15 protein-coding genes are annotated in these 15,325 nt (G+C 45.4%); 4 read left to right on the top strand and 11 right to left on the bottom strand.

The features are described from left to right. Window positions 1-115 precede the first annotated feature (115 nt). Window positions 116-964, top strand: a complete 849-nt coding sequence (locus BLP63_RS10065) for a helix-turn-helix domain-containing protein (RefSeq protein ID WP_092591144.1) — start codon at window positions 116-118, stop codon at window positions 962-964. A gap of 112 nt (window positions 965-1,076) precedes the next feature. On the opposite strand, the gene BLP63_RS10060 is transcribed toward BLP63_RS10065, so the two are convergent. From BLP63_RS10060 to BLP63_RS10035, 6 genes are all read right to left on the bottom strand, one after another. Next, entirely contained in the window at window positions 1,077-1,928 is an 852-nt protein-coding gene (locus BLP63_RS10060; protein ID WP_170829398.1) for an alpha/beta hydrolase, read from the bottom strand. Continuing rightward, the gene (locus tag BLP63_RS10055; RefSeq protein WP_170829397.1) at window positions 1,915-2,859 is read right to left on the bottom strand and encodes a phosphate acyltransferase; all 945 of its coding nucleotides are present in this window, start codon (window positions 2,857-2,859) and stop codon (window positions 1,915-1,917) included. The genes BLP63_RS10060 and BLP63_RS10055 overlap by 14 nt, the downstream gene beginning before the upstream one ends. 18 nt (window positions 2,860-2,877) lie before the next feature. Further along, window positions 2,878-3,936 (bottom strand): butyrate kinase, encoded by a 1,059-nt coding sequence (gene buk / locus BLP63_RS10050; protein ID WP_092591138.1) that lies wholly within the window; start codon window positions 3,934-3,936, stop codon window positions 2,878-2,880. Between the two features lie 107 nt (window positions 3,937-4,043). Next, window positions 4,044-5,426, bottom strand: coding sequence for a sodium-dependent transporter (locus tag BLP63_RS10045; RefSeq protein ID WP_092591137.1), 1,383 nt, complete (start codon window positions 5,424-5,426; stop codon window positions 4,044-4,046). 45 nt (window positions 5,427-5,471) lie between these two features. After that, window positions 5,472-6,629 carry a pyridoxal phosphate-dependent aminotransferase gene (locus BLP63_RS10040; protein WP_092591136.1) on the bottom strand — a complete coding sequence of 386 codons (1,158 nt, stop codon included), beginning with the start codon at window positions 6,627-6,629 and terminating at the stop codon, window positions 5,472-5,474. 11 nt (window positions 6,630-6,640) lie between these two features. Beyond that, window positions 6,641-7,849 carry a LeuA family protein gene (locus BLP63_RS10035; RefSeq protein WP_092591134.1) on the bottom strand — a complete coding sequence of 403 codons (1,209 nt, stop codon included), beginning with the start codon at window positions 7,847-7,849 and terminating at the stop codon, window positions 6,641-6,643. Between the two features lie 217 nt (window positions 7,850-8,066). On the opposite strand from BLP63_RS10035, the gene BLP63_RS10030 reads away from it, so the two are divergent. Next, on the top strand, window positions 8,067-8,915 hold the full coding sequence (locus BLP63_RS10030; protein ID WP_092591132.1) for a helix-turn-helix domain-containing protein: 849 nt from the start codon (window positions 8,067-8,069) through the stop codon (window positions 8,913-8,915). A 99-nt stretch (window positions 8,916-9,014) separates the two neighbouring features. On the opposite strand, the gene phoU is transcribed toward BLP63_RS10030, so the two are convergent. From phoU to BLP63_RS10005, 5 genes are all read right to left on the bottom strand, one after another. Then, on the bottom strand, window positions 9,015-9,662 hold the full coding sequence (gene phoU, locus BLP63_RS10025) for a phosphate signaling complex protein PhoU (RefSeq protein ID WP_092591130.1): 648 nt from the start codon (window positions 9,660-9,662) through the stop codon (window positions 9,015-9,017). Between the two features lie 72 nt (window positions 9,663-9,734). After that, on the bottom strand, window positions 9,735-10,511 hold the full coding sequence (pstB, locus tag BLP63_RS10020; protein WP_242870875.1) for a phosphate ABC transporter ATP-binding protein PstB: 777 nt from the start codon (window positions 10,509-10,511) through the stop codon (window positions 9,735-9,737). A 19-nt stretch (window positions 10,512-10,530) separates the two neighbouring features. Further along, the gene (gene pstA / locus BLP63_RS10015) at window positions 10,531-11,490 is read right to left on the bottom strand and encodes a phosphate ABC transporter permease PstA (protein WP_330387136.1); all 960 of its coding nucleotides are present in this window, start codon (window positions 11,488-11,490) and stop codon (window positions 10,531-10,533) included. Continuing rightward, window positions 11,490-12,413, bottom strand: a complete 924-nt coding sequence (pstC, locus tag BLP63_RS10010; RefSeq protein ID WP_092591126.1) for a phosphate ABC transporter permease subunit PstC — start codon at window positions 12,411-12,413, stop codon at window positions 11,490-11,492. Before pstC ends, pstA begins: the two co-directional genes overlap by 1 nt. A 101-nt stretch (window positions 12,414-12,514) precedes the next feature. Then, a complete protein-coding gene (locus tag BLP63_RS10005; RefSeq protein ID WP_092591124.1) occupies window positions 12,515-13,519 on the bottom strand; it encodes a PstS family phosphate ABC transporter substrate-binding protein in 1,005 nt (334 codons plus the stop codon). A gap of 386 nt (window positions 13,520-13,905) precedes the next feature. Here BLP63_RS10005 and trxB point away from each other — a divergent pair, with 386 nt between their 5' ends. Continuing rightward, window positions 13,906-14,847, top strand: coding sequence for a thioredoxin-disulfide reductase (gene trxB, locus BLP63_RS10000; protein WP_092591122.1), 942 nt, complete (start codon window positions 13,906-13,908; stop codon window positions 14,845-14,847). A 47-nt stretch (window positions 14,848-14,894) separates the two neighbouring features. Next, window positions 14,895-15,233: a thioredoxin TrxA gene (trxA, locus tag BLP63_RS09995; RefSeq protein WP_092591120.1), complete on the top strand. Its 339-nt coding sequence runs from the start codon at window positions 14,895-14,897 to the stop codon at window positions 15,231-15,233. The last annotated feature ends 92 nt before the right edge of the window (window positions 15,234-15,325 follow it).

Genomic DNA, 15,325 nt, shown 5'->3' with positions numbered 1-15,325 from the left:
CCCGTGACTTCAGTCGTGGTTCTTCAATCTTAACAACCAACGTTCATTTTTCATTATGGATTTTCGTAAGTTTAGGGTATAATACTAATAATTTACGAATATTGGAGGGAACTCTATGTCTAATACAACTGAGATCAATACGCCGCTCTACTTTAGCATAAATGAAGTAGCCCAGATCCTGGGCGTCGTCCCAGCCACTATTCGAAACTGGGAAAAACAGGGTTATTTTGTGGCGCAACGCAGCGCCAACAGCTACAGGATTTATAGTCTTGATGATATTGAACTTCTAAAAAAAATCAAACAGTACTCTATAGATGACAGGATGGGTTCAAAAGCCATAAAAAGCCTGCTGGCCTCGCAAGTCGCAACACCGCCTACCCTGTCAGGCTTTGAAGCCGCCGGAACCTCAAACCAGCCAGACAGAAAACTCATCGGCAGCAAATGGCGCCAATACCGTGACAATCAAAAGCTGACACTTGAGGATGTCGCCCGGCAGGTCGGCATTTCCATTTCCTACCTCAGCAAAATCGAAAACGGCCAAGCCAACATTTCCTACAATATTCTCGAAAGACTCGCTTCCTTCTACGGAAAAAGCGTCCTGCATTTTTTCGAACCGGAAGAAGCCCAGAGACATTTGATTGAGCATGATACCGGGGAGCCTATTCAAGCGGGAATTCCCGGGGTAACGCTGAAGTCTTTGATTTCCCAAAAAGAACATGTGCTGTTTCCGGTCATGTTCTATGTGGAGCCAGGCGCGGGCGCGCCTGAAACACATCAGCATAATGGAGAGGAATTTATTTATGTCGTCCAGGGACAGTTCAGAGTCACTCTGAACCATACCGAGGTTTACAACATGAAAGCCGGAGACGCCATGTATTTTAAATCAAGTGATTTCCATAGCTGGACCAACCCGGGAAAAAAAGTCAGCCAGGTTCTATGGGTCCACTGTCCGGTAGAGAGATAGTACATTAGTAACAATAAAACGACAAAGAGGAAGGCGTGAGCCTTCCTCTTTGTCGTTTCTATTTCTTCATTCCTTTTCCACTATCCACCTAAATCACTTGTTCAATGTATCATCAGATAGTCTTTTTCAACTTAGAATTCAGCTTATCCATAATGACGGGTTTGATTTTCGAAATTGGTTCCTTAGTCAAGTCACCCTCTTCACTATGGCTACTCATATTTTCATTCTTGGTAAACCAAAAATGACCCCAATCACTTACGCTGTGTATGGTGTAAGGAATCCCCAAAGCTTTGAGTTTATTTGAAAAAGCGATGGTTTGCTTTTCAGGTATTACAATGTCATCTTTTTCACCATATATTAGCAAAAATTCAGTGTCAAATTTATGATATCTGCTTACTTTTTCAATTTGAACCATTGGATTTGCTTCTTGGTACAAGTCAAATCCTAAAAATGAGCTTGTTCCAAACAGTTTACCAACAACAAAGTCTGTTCGCGTCCTATTTGTATATTCTTCCCACTCAACAATATCGAAAACGCCATATAACGATACAATCAGCTTTACCCTATAACTTGATATGCCACTTTTTAACGCTGCCAAAGTACTCAAATAAGCACCTGCAGAATCGCCTACAAAAGCCACATTCATTGGATCAAGCTCCCATTCATTTGCCTTGGCAACCAAATAGTTAATAGATTTTGACACATCCTCCAAAACACCCGGATATGAAGGATAGTCTGGACCAGAAAGACGGTAATTAATTGACATCGCACAAAATCCATTTTGAGCCAAATACGCGCCCCAATTTTCATACATTTCCTTTGATCCAGCCTGAAAGGCGCCACCATGAATTAGTATAACAATAGGAATACTTTTTCTGTTTAACGGCAAATAGATGTCTGCAGTCAAGTTTTCCCGTTCTGTTTCACCATATACAATGTTTTTTAGTACTTTAACAGTCTCCATATGTGTAACCACCTTCTTGCAATGAATGTTTTTCTTTATTGTACAGATAACATGCTGCTGTAATTGCATTTACTTTATTTTTTAACTTATCAGTTCTTGATGTCATGATCACAGGTGATTTAGTACCCACCAGTACTGATGCACATTCAACATTTGCATAATACATCAATGCTTTACTGAAAGTATTGGAAACCGTCAGCTCAGAAGCAACAAGTATATGTGCTTTACCCGCCACAGGAGAGGCAATTTTTTTGCGGTTTGCCGCTTCCAAACATATAGCGTTGTCAAGTGATAATGGCCCATCAACAATACAGTTCTTTATTTGTCCACGACGGTTCATTTGAGTTAATACAGCACTCTCTAATGTATCAGGCATCGATTCACTTATTGTTTCAACAGAACCGAGCAGAGCCACTAATGGTATTTCATAACCAAAATCCCTTGCAAGCTCAACCGCATTTTCAATAATGAGCTTCTTGCTCATTAAATCAGGCTTAATATTGATTGCGCAATCTGTTAAAAACTGCAGTTCACCATTGTAACCATCGAAAACCGTCACTTGTGTCATTCTTTTATTTGATCGCAAACCAATGTCCTTATCAAGCACTGCTTTCAAAAAAACCTCCGTATGCATCAGGCCTTTCATTGGAATATGCGCTTTTTTATCCTTTACCAATGTCATAGCTTGAAAAGCTGCTTGTTGGTGATCCTTCTCATTTACAATTTCAATTGAATTAAGATCAACACCATGCTTCACAATTGCTTCCCGAATTATATTTTCGTCTCCAATAAAAATGAATTTTGCAATTTCAAGATCAATCGCTTTTTTTGCTACTGCCACTTCATCTTCATCTGCACAAGCGACTACAACTGTCAATTTATCTTCATTTTTTACTTCTTCATAAATTTGATTGATACTAATAATCATCATTTCACCATCCATTTTGGATTAGTATTCTATCAGCGCCTCTTCATTGTTCAGAGCTCGTAATGCCCCCTCAGCAAGAGCCAACATTTCATCTTCGCCTGCAAATACAAAAATATTAGCAATCCAGCTAAGCTTGCATTTCAGTTTTTCAATAAAGTAATCTGAATTCGCCAATCCACCAGTAAAAATGATGGCATCTGGTTTAGATCCAAATATACTTGAAGCTGCTCCAACGCCCTTTATAACATTAAAAGCCATAGCATCATAGACTTCTTCAGCTTTTTTGTCCCCATCTTTAATCATTTTTTCAACCTCGATTGCGGAATTCGTGCCAAGATGTGCCATCATTCCACCACCGCCATTTAATATTCGCTCAAGATCAGTCCTCGTATGCTCACCGGATAAACAGAATCTCATCCAATCTCCCGCAGGCAAAGTTCCTACCCTGTCTAATCCAAATGGCGCATCTCCATCAAGTCCATTCGTAACATCAATCACTCTTCCAAAAGAATGTGATGCAACAGATATGCCGCTTCCCAAATGACAGACTACAATATTCATCTCTTCATATTTTCTATCTAATTGCATCGCTAATCTTTTCGCTACAGCTTTATGATTCAATGCTTGAAAAAAACTATGTCTCTTTATGGAGGGTAATCCGGTATATCTTGCAGCAGGGATCATTTCATCCACACAAGGTGGATCCACAGTCAATGCTAAAATTCTATTGTTTGAAATTTCCATGGCCATTTTACATCCCAATCCGCATGGATGCGTTCCGTATTTATTGCTTTCCGCATCTCTTACCATATCCTCACTAATTTTGTAGACCCCTGATTTAATTGGTTTCACAGAAGGTCCTCTTGAAACTATTGCGCCAAGGTTTTCAATATCAATTTGATTTTTCTTGCAATAGTCTAATACAGATGCTTTTCTGAACTCATACTGATCCCATATATCCTTAAATAACTTTAGCTCATCTACAGAATGCCTTATGGTATGGGCTTTTATCATCTCTTTATTATTAAACAATGCAATTTTTGTAGAAGATCCACCAATATTTATAACCAATAAATCCATTATCTGAAGCCTCCTCCGTCAGAGATTAAGACAGTTGCTATTGTCTATGAAAATAGCGGGAGGGATAACATAACCCGCTCCCGCCAGATTCATGAGTGTAATTCAAACTAAATTTTTAGGATTCCAAGATTCGAAAGGAAAATCAGTACAATAACGATCGGCACAACATACTTGACTACCGGGAACCAGATTTTAACTATGCTGCCCTGGATTGTGCCATTATTGGATACTTCAGCAACGGCCTCTTTTTCACCCCAGAACCAACCTACCAGGATTGCAGCTGCCAGACCGCCGAGCGGCAGGGAAATGTTGGAGCCAAAATAGTCGAAAAGGTCGAAGATGCCTTTTCCAAAGAAAGTGACGTCACCCCATATGCCAAAGCTGAAAGAAACAGCGATTCCAAGAACATAGGCAATGGCACCCACTAAAAGCGAAGCATTCATACGCGACAATTTAAATTTTTCAATCAAATAGGAAACTGGCATTTCCAAGATGGAGATCGAAGAGGTCAGACACGCAATAGCCAACAGTACAAAGAACATAAATGAAAATAGTGAGCCAAGCGGCATTTGCGCGAAGACAGCAGGTAGTGTGATAAAGACGAGACCAGGTCCGGCGCCTGGCTCCATGCCAAAGGAGAACACTGCCGGGAAGATGATGAGACCGGCTAACAGCGCGACTGCAGAATCCATCAATGAAACAATGAGAGAGGTCTTTGGAAGATTTTCTTTTTCATTCAGATAGCTGGCATAAGTTACCATGCCCGACATGCCAACACTTAGGCTGAAGAACACCTGGCCTAGTGCAGCAATCCAGACCCCCGCAGTCACTTTTGAAAGGTCAGGTGTCAGGTACCACTTTATGCCCTCCCATGCATTTGGAAGTGTCATCGAGCGGCCCACAAGCACAATCAGAAGGACAAATAGCATGGGCATCATGATTTTTGTGTACTTTTCAATGCCCTGAGAAATCCCTTTAATAATGATGAAGACCGTCAAGGCCATGAAAACGCCGTGATAGAGCAGGGGTTTTACTGGATCTGAGATAAACGCTCCAAAGAAATTACCCATTTGATCCGGCGCTAATCCATTAAGTCCAAAGAAAGACTGGATGGAATAGAACACCGTCCAACCGCTGACGACTGAATAGTACGATAAGAAAATAAACGCTGAGAAGAAGCCGAGAAATCCAATCCATTTTGCCCATTTTCTTATCTTTCTATAACTGTCAATAGCATTGGATTTCCCACTGCGACCAATCGTAAACTCCACCAGCAAGAGACTGACACCTATTAACAGCATGCAAATGAGATAGACCAGAACAAAAGCGCCCCCGCCATTTGTTCCTGTGATGTAAGGAAAACGCCAGATGTTCCCGAGGCCGACCGCCGAGCCAGCTGCAGCGAAGATAAATCCCAATTGAGACTTAAATTGATCTCTTGGATTTTGATCTTTTATACGTTCTGCTGTTACATTGGATTCTACCGCCATGGTTAGATCCTCCCTATTTGGAATAGTATGTTTCAAAAGGGTTCTTTACTTCCCTAAAACCGCTTCTATTCTGTCAAACGCTTCTGCCATTTGTTCAGTAGGAATTGTACAGGAAATTCGAATAAAATTGTCGCTGTTCGGTCCAAAGGAGATCCCTGGAATTGTGATAACCTTAGCTTCTTCCAACAACTTCATGCCTAGTTCAACAGATTTCATTCCTGTTTTTTCAATGTTTGCAAATATATAGAACGCACCCTTCGGCTTTATGCAGGACAAGCCTTTTATCTGGTTGATGCGTTTGTGCGCATACGCAACGCGATCCTTATAGATTTCCACCATTTCTTTGACCTGAGGTTCACAATTTTTAAGCGCGTAAAGGGCTGCTTTCTGAGATACGGAATTCATGCACATGGTGGTGCCAATATTGATGATTTTCATGGTGTCTATGACTTTTTTCGGACCTATGGCATAACCTATTCTCCAGCCACACATCGCATAAGTTTTAGAAAAACCTGCAATTGTAAAGGTACGCTCTTTCATGTCCGGCAGCGTCGCGAAGCAGATGTGCTCACCCTCATAAATAAAGGCCTCATAAATTTCATCTGAGATCAAAATAAGGTCATGTTTTTTTATGACATCACAGATTTTTAATGCCTCTTCCATCCCAATGACGGCACCCGTCGGATTGCCTGGAGAATTGAGCATGACGATTTTTGTTTTAGGGGTGATGCAAGACTCCAGAAGCTCTGCGGTCATATTGAACGCGTCATCTTCTTTAAGAGGTACAGGCACCGGGACACCATATACATAGTCGATCGCTTGCATGTAAGGCGTAAAGCATGGATCCGGTACAATAACTTCATCCCCTGGATTAACTAAAGCTTGCAGGATCATATAAATGGCTTGTGTGGCTCCTGCGCCGATGATGACTTCCTCCGGCGTAGAGTCAAGGGCGTACTTCTCCCTCCAATATTCCGAAATGGCTATACGCAGATCCTGAAATCCGTTTACTGGTGGATAATGCGTAAACCCGGCCTTGGCAGCTTCCGCCGCTGCGTCTACAATACTGGGATGCGTATGGGCGTCTGGTTCCCCAATACCAAGGCTGATCAGCCCTGTGTGCTTTGACGCTGCTTCGAACATTTGAAGCATAGGTGAAGGCTGAACAGATTTAAACAAATTAGATAATGCAATATCCTTCATGTCACTACCTCCTAAAGGCTCTTTGTCAGTTCAATGAATTCATCCGGTGTCAAGTCGCGTTTTAAAGATAAAGAGAGATCCTTTACTTTCCCTAATAATTCTTGTTCCTGATCGCCAGTCAATACGACATTATTTTCCTGGATCCAAGTTTTAACATTGTCTTTGCCGCTCTTTTTGCCCAGGTAAAGCTTAGGCTCGGATTGACCCGTCAAGCTCCAGTGATAAGGAAGCATGGCAAGCGGTTCATCATTTTTGCAGTTGACCCAAAGACTTGAAGGCATTCCCGTCTCCCAGCCAAAAATTCTATCCCCAACAACAGGCCTTGTTGGCGGTACAGCGAACCTGGTATATTCTGCAACTGCATTTGACAGTGATTTAAGCTGGTCAAGCTCAATACCCGTGTCATAGCCATACAGAACTTTTAATGAAAGCGCGAGGGGCTCAAGCGCGACACTGCCCGAACGCTCACCAATACCATTAACAGTGACGTGAGCTACCTCTGCGCCAGCGGCAAGCCCAGCAATTGTAGAAGCGACACCAAGACCAAAATCATCATGGAAGTGGACTTCTATTGGCACACGGAATTCACTTTTTAGCTTCCTTACCGTATATGCAGCACCTTCAGGAGAAAAACATCCAAAAGTATCAACAAGCGCTAGCGAGTCCATATGCCCCCCCTCAGAAATCTGATGTACAGCGTCAATTAAAAATTCCAAGCTCGCTCTGGATGAGTCTGCTGGAAAAAAGGTGACATAAAGTCCCTCTTCACGGGCTGCCTGTGTTGCTTCAATGGCGGCTTTAATCGCTCTTTCAGCCGTCCAGCGCTTCCCGTACTTAAGCAAATGCTCGCTGCCAGGAATTTCTGCCAAAACATGAGTGACGCCACACTCTCTGGCGAGCTTCATGTCCTCAGGGGTGTTTCTGACAAAAGCAAAAATTTTTGGCCCGAGATTCAATGAAGCAATCTCTTTTATGGCATCTGCGTCTTCCTTTGAAGCCGCCGGCGTACCTGCTTCAATTCTGTGAACACCTGCACGTGCAAGCTTCTTGGCTATTTCAACTTTTTCCTTACGCGTCAGTATGATCCCAGGCTGCTGCTCTCCATCTCTTAACGTCGTATCTAAAATTTCAATTTTTTTGGGGAATTCATATCCCTTTAAGACATCCGCCGCGAAGTTCGATTGACTAACCCACCATTTTCCATCTTCTTTGTAACCCATAAGATCCTCCTTGTAATGTACATTTCTCGTTCAGGCCAACAGCATTTTTGTTTCTCATCATTATAATATCAATTGTTAATCTTTAGAAATAAATGTATCATCATTGCACTATCTTTGTCAATAGTTTTTTTATAGTTGGTAGATCGCTATTATACCTTATCAATTTTCTGTTTGTTGTTGTATAATACAACTACATAATGAGTGTTGGAGGATTTGCATGACAAATAAGTCTGAGAATAATGCTGAGCTCTTTTTCAGCATCAATGAGGTTGCCAAGCTTCTGGGCGTCGTTCCTGCCACTGTACGCAACTGGGAAAAACAAGGATTTTTTATAGCCAAGCGCAGTTCGAACACCTATAGAATCTATAGTTTGGAAGATATCGAGACATTAAAAAAAATTAAGCAATACTCTATAGATGACAAGATGGGTTCCAAAGCCATCAAAAGTCTTCTTATGACTCAGTCGACATTGCCACCTTTAATTGGTGGCATAGATATTTATGACGCAGCCACGCCGCCCAGCCGCAAGCTCATAGGCAGTAAGTGGAAATTATACCGGGACAAGCTTGCTCTGACTCTGGAAGAGGTCGCCAAACAAGTTGGCATTTCAACGTCTTATCTCAGTAAAATTGAAAACGGTCAGGCAAATATTTCTTATGAGATCTTGGAACGCCTTGCGGCCTTTTATGGCGAAAGTGTTCTGCATTTCTTTGAACCTGAAGAAGAAAACAGAAACCTCGTCGAGAAAGGAACCGGGGAACCTGTCCAGAGCGGTATTCCGGGTGTTACCCTTGAATCTTTGATTTCACAGAAAGAGTATGTCCTTTTCCCTATGATGTTTTACGTAGAGCCGGGAGCAGGCGCTCCCGAAACTCATCAGCATCATGGCGAGGAATTCATTTATGTTGTTTGTGGAAATTTCAGGGTTACCTTGAATCACACTGATGTTTACGAAATGTATACCGGAGATTCCATGTACTTCAAATCCACTGAATTTCACAGTTGGATGAATCCAGGCAAAAAAACAGCCCAGGTCCTTTGGGTCCACTCACCCGTTGAGCGGTAGCCTGTACAAAACAAAAAGCGTTAGAAAACTCAAGCCGTTTAACATTTGGCTCAAATTTTCCAACGCTTTTTTATATTTTGTCACTTATAGTCTCAAAGGTTATAGCTTCACATTCTCCCCTGTCTTCATCAGGATCACCCGCTCACAAATATTCGTGGCATGGTCCGCGATCCGCTCAAGATAACGCCCCACCAGGATCAACCCAATAATCTGATCCTCGAGGTTTTCCCGTTCTTTAATAAGAAGCAGCAGGTCTCTGTAGATTTCCTCGTACAGCGCGTCCACCTCGTCGTCCCTGCGGGCGGTCTCATAAGCCAGCTCGACGTTCTGCTGAAAATAGGCCCTGAGGCTGGCATCCAGCATCTCCCGCACCTTGCGCTCCATAACAGGCAGCCGCTCGAGAGGCTTGACCAGCTCGTATTTGCCAAGGTTTATAACGACCTCAGCGATATTGCAGCTATAGTCGCCAATCCGCTCCAGATCCGTCACAATCTTGATGATGCTCACCATATGCCTCAAATCAGATGCCAGGGGACTCTGGGTCGCCGCCAGCGTGATGCACAAATTCTCAATATCTTTCTCAAGCCTGTTGATTTCCGGGTCCTGGGCCAGGATCTGCTTCGCGACATGGACGTCCTGCTTTACAAAGGCTTCCATAGCCTGACCAATACTCCCTGCCGATAGTCGACTCATATACTCAACTTTGCTGTGAATCTCCTTGATTCTATCTTCCATCTGCTCTCTCATGAGCGCCTCCTCTATTGCCGCATTCTGCGCACCCTGCGAGAAATGCGGCACCGATCAACTGACTGCAATACATTAACCGAAACGGCCCGTAATGTAGTCCTCAGTCCGCTTGTCCCTTGGGTTGGAAAAGATCGCTTCCGTCTTGTCGTACTCAATGAGATCCCCCATGAGGAAAAAAGCGGTTTTGTCCGAAATTCTCGCGGCCTGCTGCATGGAGTGCGTCACAATGGCAATGGTGTACTCGTTTTTCAGGCTGTCCATCAGCTCTTCTATCTTCAAGGTTGCTATAGGGTCAAGTGCGGAGGTTGGCTCGTCCATCAGGATGACATCCGGCTGTACCGCAAGGCATCTCGCTATGCAAAGGCGTTGCTGCTGACCGCCGGAAAGACCGTAGGCGTTGTCGTTCAAACGGTCCTTGACCTCATCCCAAAGCGCTGCGCTCTTAAGGCTGTTTTCAGCGATCTCCATCAGGAGTTTCTTGTCCTTGATCCCGTGGATTTTTGGTCCATAGACCACGTTTTCAAAAATAGACTTTGGAAACGGATTTGGTTTTTGGAACACCATACCCACCTTGGTCCTAAGCTCCTCTACCTGCATGGATTTATCAAAAATGTCTTTGCCGTGATAAAGGATTTCTCCGGAAGTCCGGACAATGGGTACATTTTCGATCATTCGGTTCAGGGTCTTGATGAAAGTCGATTTTCCACAACCGGATGGACCAATGATCGCCGTGATTTTGTTTTTCTCTATTTGCATATTGATGTTCTTCAGGGCCTGGTCGTTGCCATACCAGAGGTTTAAGTCCCTGACATCAAAGACATTGTTTTCGTTTTCAAGGTTTTGCGTCATCAAATGAATCTCCTCCATATTAAAAGCGCTTCTGGAATTTGTTTCGGATGATAATGGCGACGGAATTCAGGACAAACAATACCGCCAGGAGGACGACAATGGTCGCCGCGGCAAGGTTCGCGTACTCCGGCGTCAGCACGGTATCCAGTGTCCAGTAGTAAATCTGGATGGGAAGCGCGGTAAAGTCATCTAAAAGACTGTTTGGAACTTTCAGAATGAGGGTCGGGATGCCAAGGACGACAAGGGGGGCTGTTTCTCCAATGGCTCTGGACATGGCGAGGATGGAGCCGGTCAGGATGCCCGGCAGCGCGACTGGGAGCACGACTTTGCGGATGGTCGTCCACTTGTCCGCGCCCATGCCGTAGGAGGCTTCACGAAGGAAGCCTGGCACAGCTTTGATGGCTTCCTGGCTGGCGACGACGACCGTCGGCAGAACCAGCAGGGACATAGTGAGGCCGCCTGCCAATATGCTGGAGCCTAAATTGAACATCCGTCCAAAGACTGCCAGGCCTAAAAGGCCAAAGATCACGGATGGCACGCTGGCGAGGTTGGAAATGTTGACTTTGATGAAGCGCTGGATGCGGCCTTTTGTGGCGTATTCTTCAAGATAAATGGCCGTGGATACCCCAAGGACAAGGGTTACCGGGACCACAATCAGCATCAGGTAGACGGTGCCCAGTATAGCCCCGTAAATACCGGCTTTTTCCGCGAATCTGGAAAGGTTTGAGGTCAGGAACTGAAGGTCCAGCCACCCCATGCTTTGAACTCCAATCCTGTATAACAGGATGGCCAAAACGACGAGTGCGAAGACCGTCGACAGAGAAAACAGATGCTTCAGGCCGTTATTGAGCCTGACCCGCCGCTCTATGCGACTGCTGTCAATTTTAACTTTATAGCGCTCTGCGACGCTGGCTTGTTCGATCTCAAGCATGCTCTCTCCCCTGCCTTCACTTAATAAATTAACGTTCAAGCCTCGCATCAATATTCCTCCCTGTATTTATGAGAGATATGCTGGGCAATCAGATTCATAACCAAAGTAAACAGGAACAGCAGCAGTCCAACGGCATACAGGCTGTAGTAGCCTACCGTCCCGCTGCCGGCGTCACCGCTGGTAAACTCGACAATATAGGCGGTCATGGTTTGCATGGACTGGGTGATATCCAGGGTAAAATTCTTGGAGCTTCCGCTGGCTATGGTCACAATCATGGTCTCGCCAATCGCTCTGGACACCGCCAATACTATGGAGGACATGATGCCGGAAATGGCCGCCGGTATGACGACCTTAAACGTCACTTCGAGGCGTGTGGACCCGAGGCCCAAAGCGCCCTCCCTCATGATGTTCGGGACAGCGTTCATGGCGTCTTCAGATAAGGACGCCACCAGTGGAATGATCATAATCCCCATGACGAGTCCGGGGCTGAGGGCGTTTTTGGCGCCCAAGGTCGGAATCAGCTTCATCAGCAGCGGCGTCACGAAGGAATAGGCGAAGAAGCCGTAGACAATTGTAGGGATCCCCGCCAGTACTTCCATGATAGGTTTGAGCGTGCGTCGCACGCGCTCAGACGCGAACTGGCTCAAATAGATGGCCGCAGTCAGCCCCACCGGCACAGCAACAAGCATAGCGATGAGCGACGTGATGATCGTTCCGCTGATCAGGGGCAGGATGCCAAAAGACGGCTCCGCCGCCAGGGGCGCGAGCTTGGTGCTGAAGACCTGCGCCAGGGGCACCTGGCTGAAGAACTTGTAGGCATCCGTCACCAGCGTCAGGATGATCCCCACTGTCGTGAATACGGACACAAAGGCCATGACGAAAAAGAATTTTGGCATGAACCGGTCAGAAATATGCTTTTTATTTAGAATGTTGCTTTGAATCAATTGTCTTACCTGGGTATCTTGACTCATCTTTTTCACTCCAATTGTTGTTCAGACAAAACTTCAAGATGGGCAGCCCCCGCCCCCACCTTGAAGTTTCAATTTAGTTTCGATTTTCAGCGCCTCAGCGATTATTGAATCGCCTCGAGCTGCGTCATGTACTCTGCGTAGGTTGCTGCCGGAAGTGGCGCGAAGCCATTTTCGCCGGCGAGTCTCTCTGCGCCTTCTGGTGAGACGACATACTTCGCGTAGTCAAGAACCTGTGGTTTGTCCTTAGCGTAGTCGAGGTTCAGGTAAGTGTAGACCAGTCTCGTAAAGCCAGCGTAGTCGAGGTCTTCGCCGATGGTCTCAAGGGTCGGCTCTACCGGACCGCTTCCAAAGTCAACTTTTACCGCCACAAGCTTGTCTGTGTTCGTAACATAGTAGCCAAATCCAAAGAATGCGATGGCATTTTTATCCTTAGAGACGAGGTCCACCAGCGTGGAATATTCCTGTTGGAGGTTTGCGGTAGCGACCATAGGCTGCTTATCCAGGATTTCTTCCGCGAAGAATTCGTAGGTACCGTGGTTCTCGTTCGGGCCATAGAACTTGATTTCTTCTGCCGGCCAGTCAGCACGGATATCCGACCAGAGAACTTTGTCGTCAGCTTTGAAGCTGCCGGAGAGGTACATTTTAACGATCTCTTCCTGAGTCATTTCTGTTGCCCAAGTATTTTCAGGATTGATGACCATGGTCAAGCCGTCGTAGGCGAGTTTGATTTCCATGACATTTTCGCCCATTTTGAGGCCTTTTTCTTCGAGCTGAGCGACTTCTTCGTCTTTAATCTTTCTGGAAGCATCTGAGAAGTCCGTCTCACCTGGGATGAATTTCTTAAATCCAGCAGAGGAACCAGCGCGACCTACTTGGACGCTGACTTCGTTTTGTTCATTGACCATGTATTCTTCCGCAATGTGCGCCATGAGCGGGTAAACCGTACCGGAGCCGTCCACAATAACATCTCCGCTAAGGGCTTCAGCTTGCTCCGCCGGTGCAGCGGCCTGATCCACTGGGGCTTCCGCCGCGGGCTGTGAGCATGCCGCGAAAGAACCGACCATTCCAAGTGCCAGCATAAGTGCGAGTGCTTTTTTCTTTAACATTGAGTAGTCCTCCTAAGTATCGTTTTAATTTTTAGTTTCAGTTTTCAATTTGGGTTGGGGGCGAAATATTAGTCTTGCTGTTTGACTTTCATGGCGCATTGCATTTTAATTGCTTCGTGATTTTATTGTTGTTGCCTCAACCTCACAAACAGAGTTTAACATGGCACATTTCTCTTTGTGTTTTGTCGAAGTTAAACAAATGTTAAATCCATGTTGAATCTCAGGTTTGTGAAATAAAATTCAAATAACACTTGAACATGTTTATTATTTAACTATAATTAAATTGTCGGACAATTATTTGACTACGTCCGCTTTCTTTCTATTTGTCCTTAGCAGTTCGACATTCACCAACGTCGCATCTCCAAAAAAATTCAGGAGGTTGAACTATGGAACAGCATTATGATGTCGTTATTATCGGCGCAGGCCCGGCTGGCCTGTCAGCGGGGCTCTATGCGGCCCGCGCAAAACTGAAAACCGTTATACTTGAAAAGGAAAAAGCCGGCGGTCAAATCGCGACAACCGACGAGGTCGCCAATTACCCGGGCTCCATTGAACACGCTACTGGCCCTAGTCTCGTCGAGCGCATGGTGGCCCAATGTGACGAGTTCGGTGCTGAGCGCGTCAAAGATTCTGTAAAGAGCTTTGATTTCAACGCGAATCCCAAGGTGATTCAAACCGAAAGCGGCAATTTATATTATGCGAAAGCTGTCATTGTCGCAACGGGCGCGACGCCTAAGAAAATTGGCTGTCCAGGTGAACCAGAGCTGACTGGCAAAGGCGTCTCCTACTGCGCGACTTGTGACGCGGACTTCTTTACAGATCTTGAAGTGTTCTGCGTTGGGGGCGGCGATACCGCTGTTGAAGAGGCCATGTACCTCACCAAGTTTGCCCGCAAAGTCACTCTGGTCCATAGACGCGATGAGTTCAGGGCCGCGAAGTCAATTATAGATAAGGTCAGGAAAAATTCAAAGGTTGAATATTTGATGGACTCTGTCGTCGAAGAAATTTACGGCGATGGGATTCTCGAAGGGATTAAGGTTAAAAATGTCAAGACAGGTGAGATAACGGATCTACCGGCACCGGAAGAAGACGGCACCATGGGTGTCTTTGTCTTCATTGGCTATGATCCTGCGACCGCGCTGTTTAAAGGCTGCCTTGATATGGATCAGACAGGCTACCTGATTACAGATGAGAACATGAGAACCAACCTCCCTGGCGTTTTCGCCGCGGGGGATGTCCGTCAAAAACAGCTGAGACAGGTGGTGACGGCCACGGCGGATGGCGCTATTGCTGCTGTCATGGCTGAAAAGTACATTGATGCTTTGTAAAACGTCGTAAGCTCTTTTTAAAACTATATTCAAACAGGAGGGTTACTATGATTATTTTGGACAAAGACAATTTCGAGCAAGAGGTGCTTAATTCTGAAGGCTTAGTGTTGGTCGATTACTGGAATGAAGGCTGTGAGCCTTGCAAAGCATTGATGCCGGATATCGAAGCGCTTTCCCAGGCCTATGGGGAGAAAATTAAGTTTTGCAAGCTAAACACATCCAGCGCGCGTCGTCTCGCTATTTCCCAAAAGGTTCTTGGGCTGCCAACGATCACACTTTACAAGGGCGGCGCCAAAATTGACGAGGCAACTAAAGAAGCTGCAACGAAATCCGGTGTTCAGGCAATGCTGGATGCGGCGCTGACGGCACACGCAGAGGAGGCATAAAATGTCCTACGCAGTATTGAAAGCGGCGGGTTATGTGCTCGTACACACGCCTGATATGATCTTGCAGAATGGTACCACGCAAACGGTTGAAA

The organism is Acidaminobacter hydrogenoformans DSM 2784 (assembly GCF_900103005.1).
In the GTDB taxonomy this organism is placed as follows: Bacteria; Bacillota; Clostridia; order Peptostreptococcales; family Acidaminobacteraceae; genus Acidaminobacter; species Acidaminobacter hydrogenoformans.
Note: the sequence above shows the minus strand (reverse complement) of the source record. Positions and strands in the feature narration are given on the sequence as shown.

Excerpts from the sequence above, each read along its gene's own strand:
- pstA (WP_330387136.1), bottom strand. The coding sequence starts at position 11,490 with ATGCGAGGCTTGAACGTTAATTTATTAAGTGAAGGCAGGGGAGAGAGC.
- trxA (WP_092591120.1), top strand. The coding sequence starts at position 14,895 with ATGATTATTTTGGACAAAGACAATTTCGAGCAAGAGGTGCTTAATTCT.
- BLP63_RS10035 (WP_092591134.1), bottom strand. The coding sequence starts at position 7,849 with ATGGGTTACAAAGAAGATGGAAAATGGTGGGTTAGTCAATCGAACTTC.
- BLP63_RS10065 (WP_092591144.1), top strand. The coding sequence starts at position 116 with ATGTCTAATACAACTGAGATCAATACGCCGCTCTACTTTAGCATAAAT.
- BLP63_RS10045 (WP_092591137.1), bottom strand. The coding sequence starts at position 5,426 with ATGGCGGTAGAATCCAATGTAACAGCAGAACGTATAAAAGATCAAAAT.
- BLP63_RS10005 (WP_092591124.1), bottom strand. The coding sequence starts at position 13,519 with ATGTTAAAGAAAAAAGCACTCGCACTTATGCTGGCACTTGGAATGGTC.
- BLP63_RS10055 (WP_170829397.1), bottom strand. The coding sequence starts at position 2,859 with ATGATGATTATTAGTATCAATCAAATTTATGAAGAAGTAAAAAATGAA.
- BLP63_RS10030 (WP_092591132.1), top strand. The coding sequence starts at position 8,067 with ATGACAAATAAGTCTGAGAATAATGCTGAGCTCTTTTTCAGCATCAAT.
- phoU (WP_092591130.1), bottom strand. The coding sequence starts at position 9,662 with ATGAGAGAGCAGATGGAAGATAGAATCAAGGAGATTCACAGCAAAGTT.
- pstB (WP_242870875.1), bottom strand. The coding sequence starts at position 10,511 with ATGACGCAAAACCTTGAAAACGAAAACAATGTCTTTGATGTCAGGGAC.
- trxB (WP_092591122.1), top strand. The coding sequence starts at position 13,906 with ATGGAACAGCATTATGATGTCGTTATTATCGGCGCAGGCCCGGCTGGC.
- pstC (WP_092591126.1), bottom strand. The coding sequence starts at position 12,413 with ATGAGTCAAGATACCCAGGTAAGACAATTGATTCAAAGCAACATTCTA.
- BLP63_RS10060 (WP_170829398.1), bottom strand. The coding sequence starts at position 1,928 with ATGGAGACTGTTAAAGTACTAAAAAACATTGTATATGGTGAAACAGAA.
- buk (WP_092591138.1), bottom strand. The coding sequence starts at position 3,936 with ATGGATTTATTGGTTATAAATATTGGTGGATCTTCTACAAAAATTGCA.
- BLP63_RS10040 (WP_092591136.1), bottom strand. The coding sequence starts at position 6,629 with ATGAAGGATATTGCATTATCTAATTTGTTTAAATCTGTTCAGCCTTCA.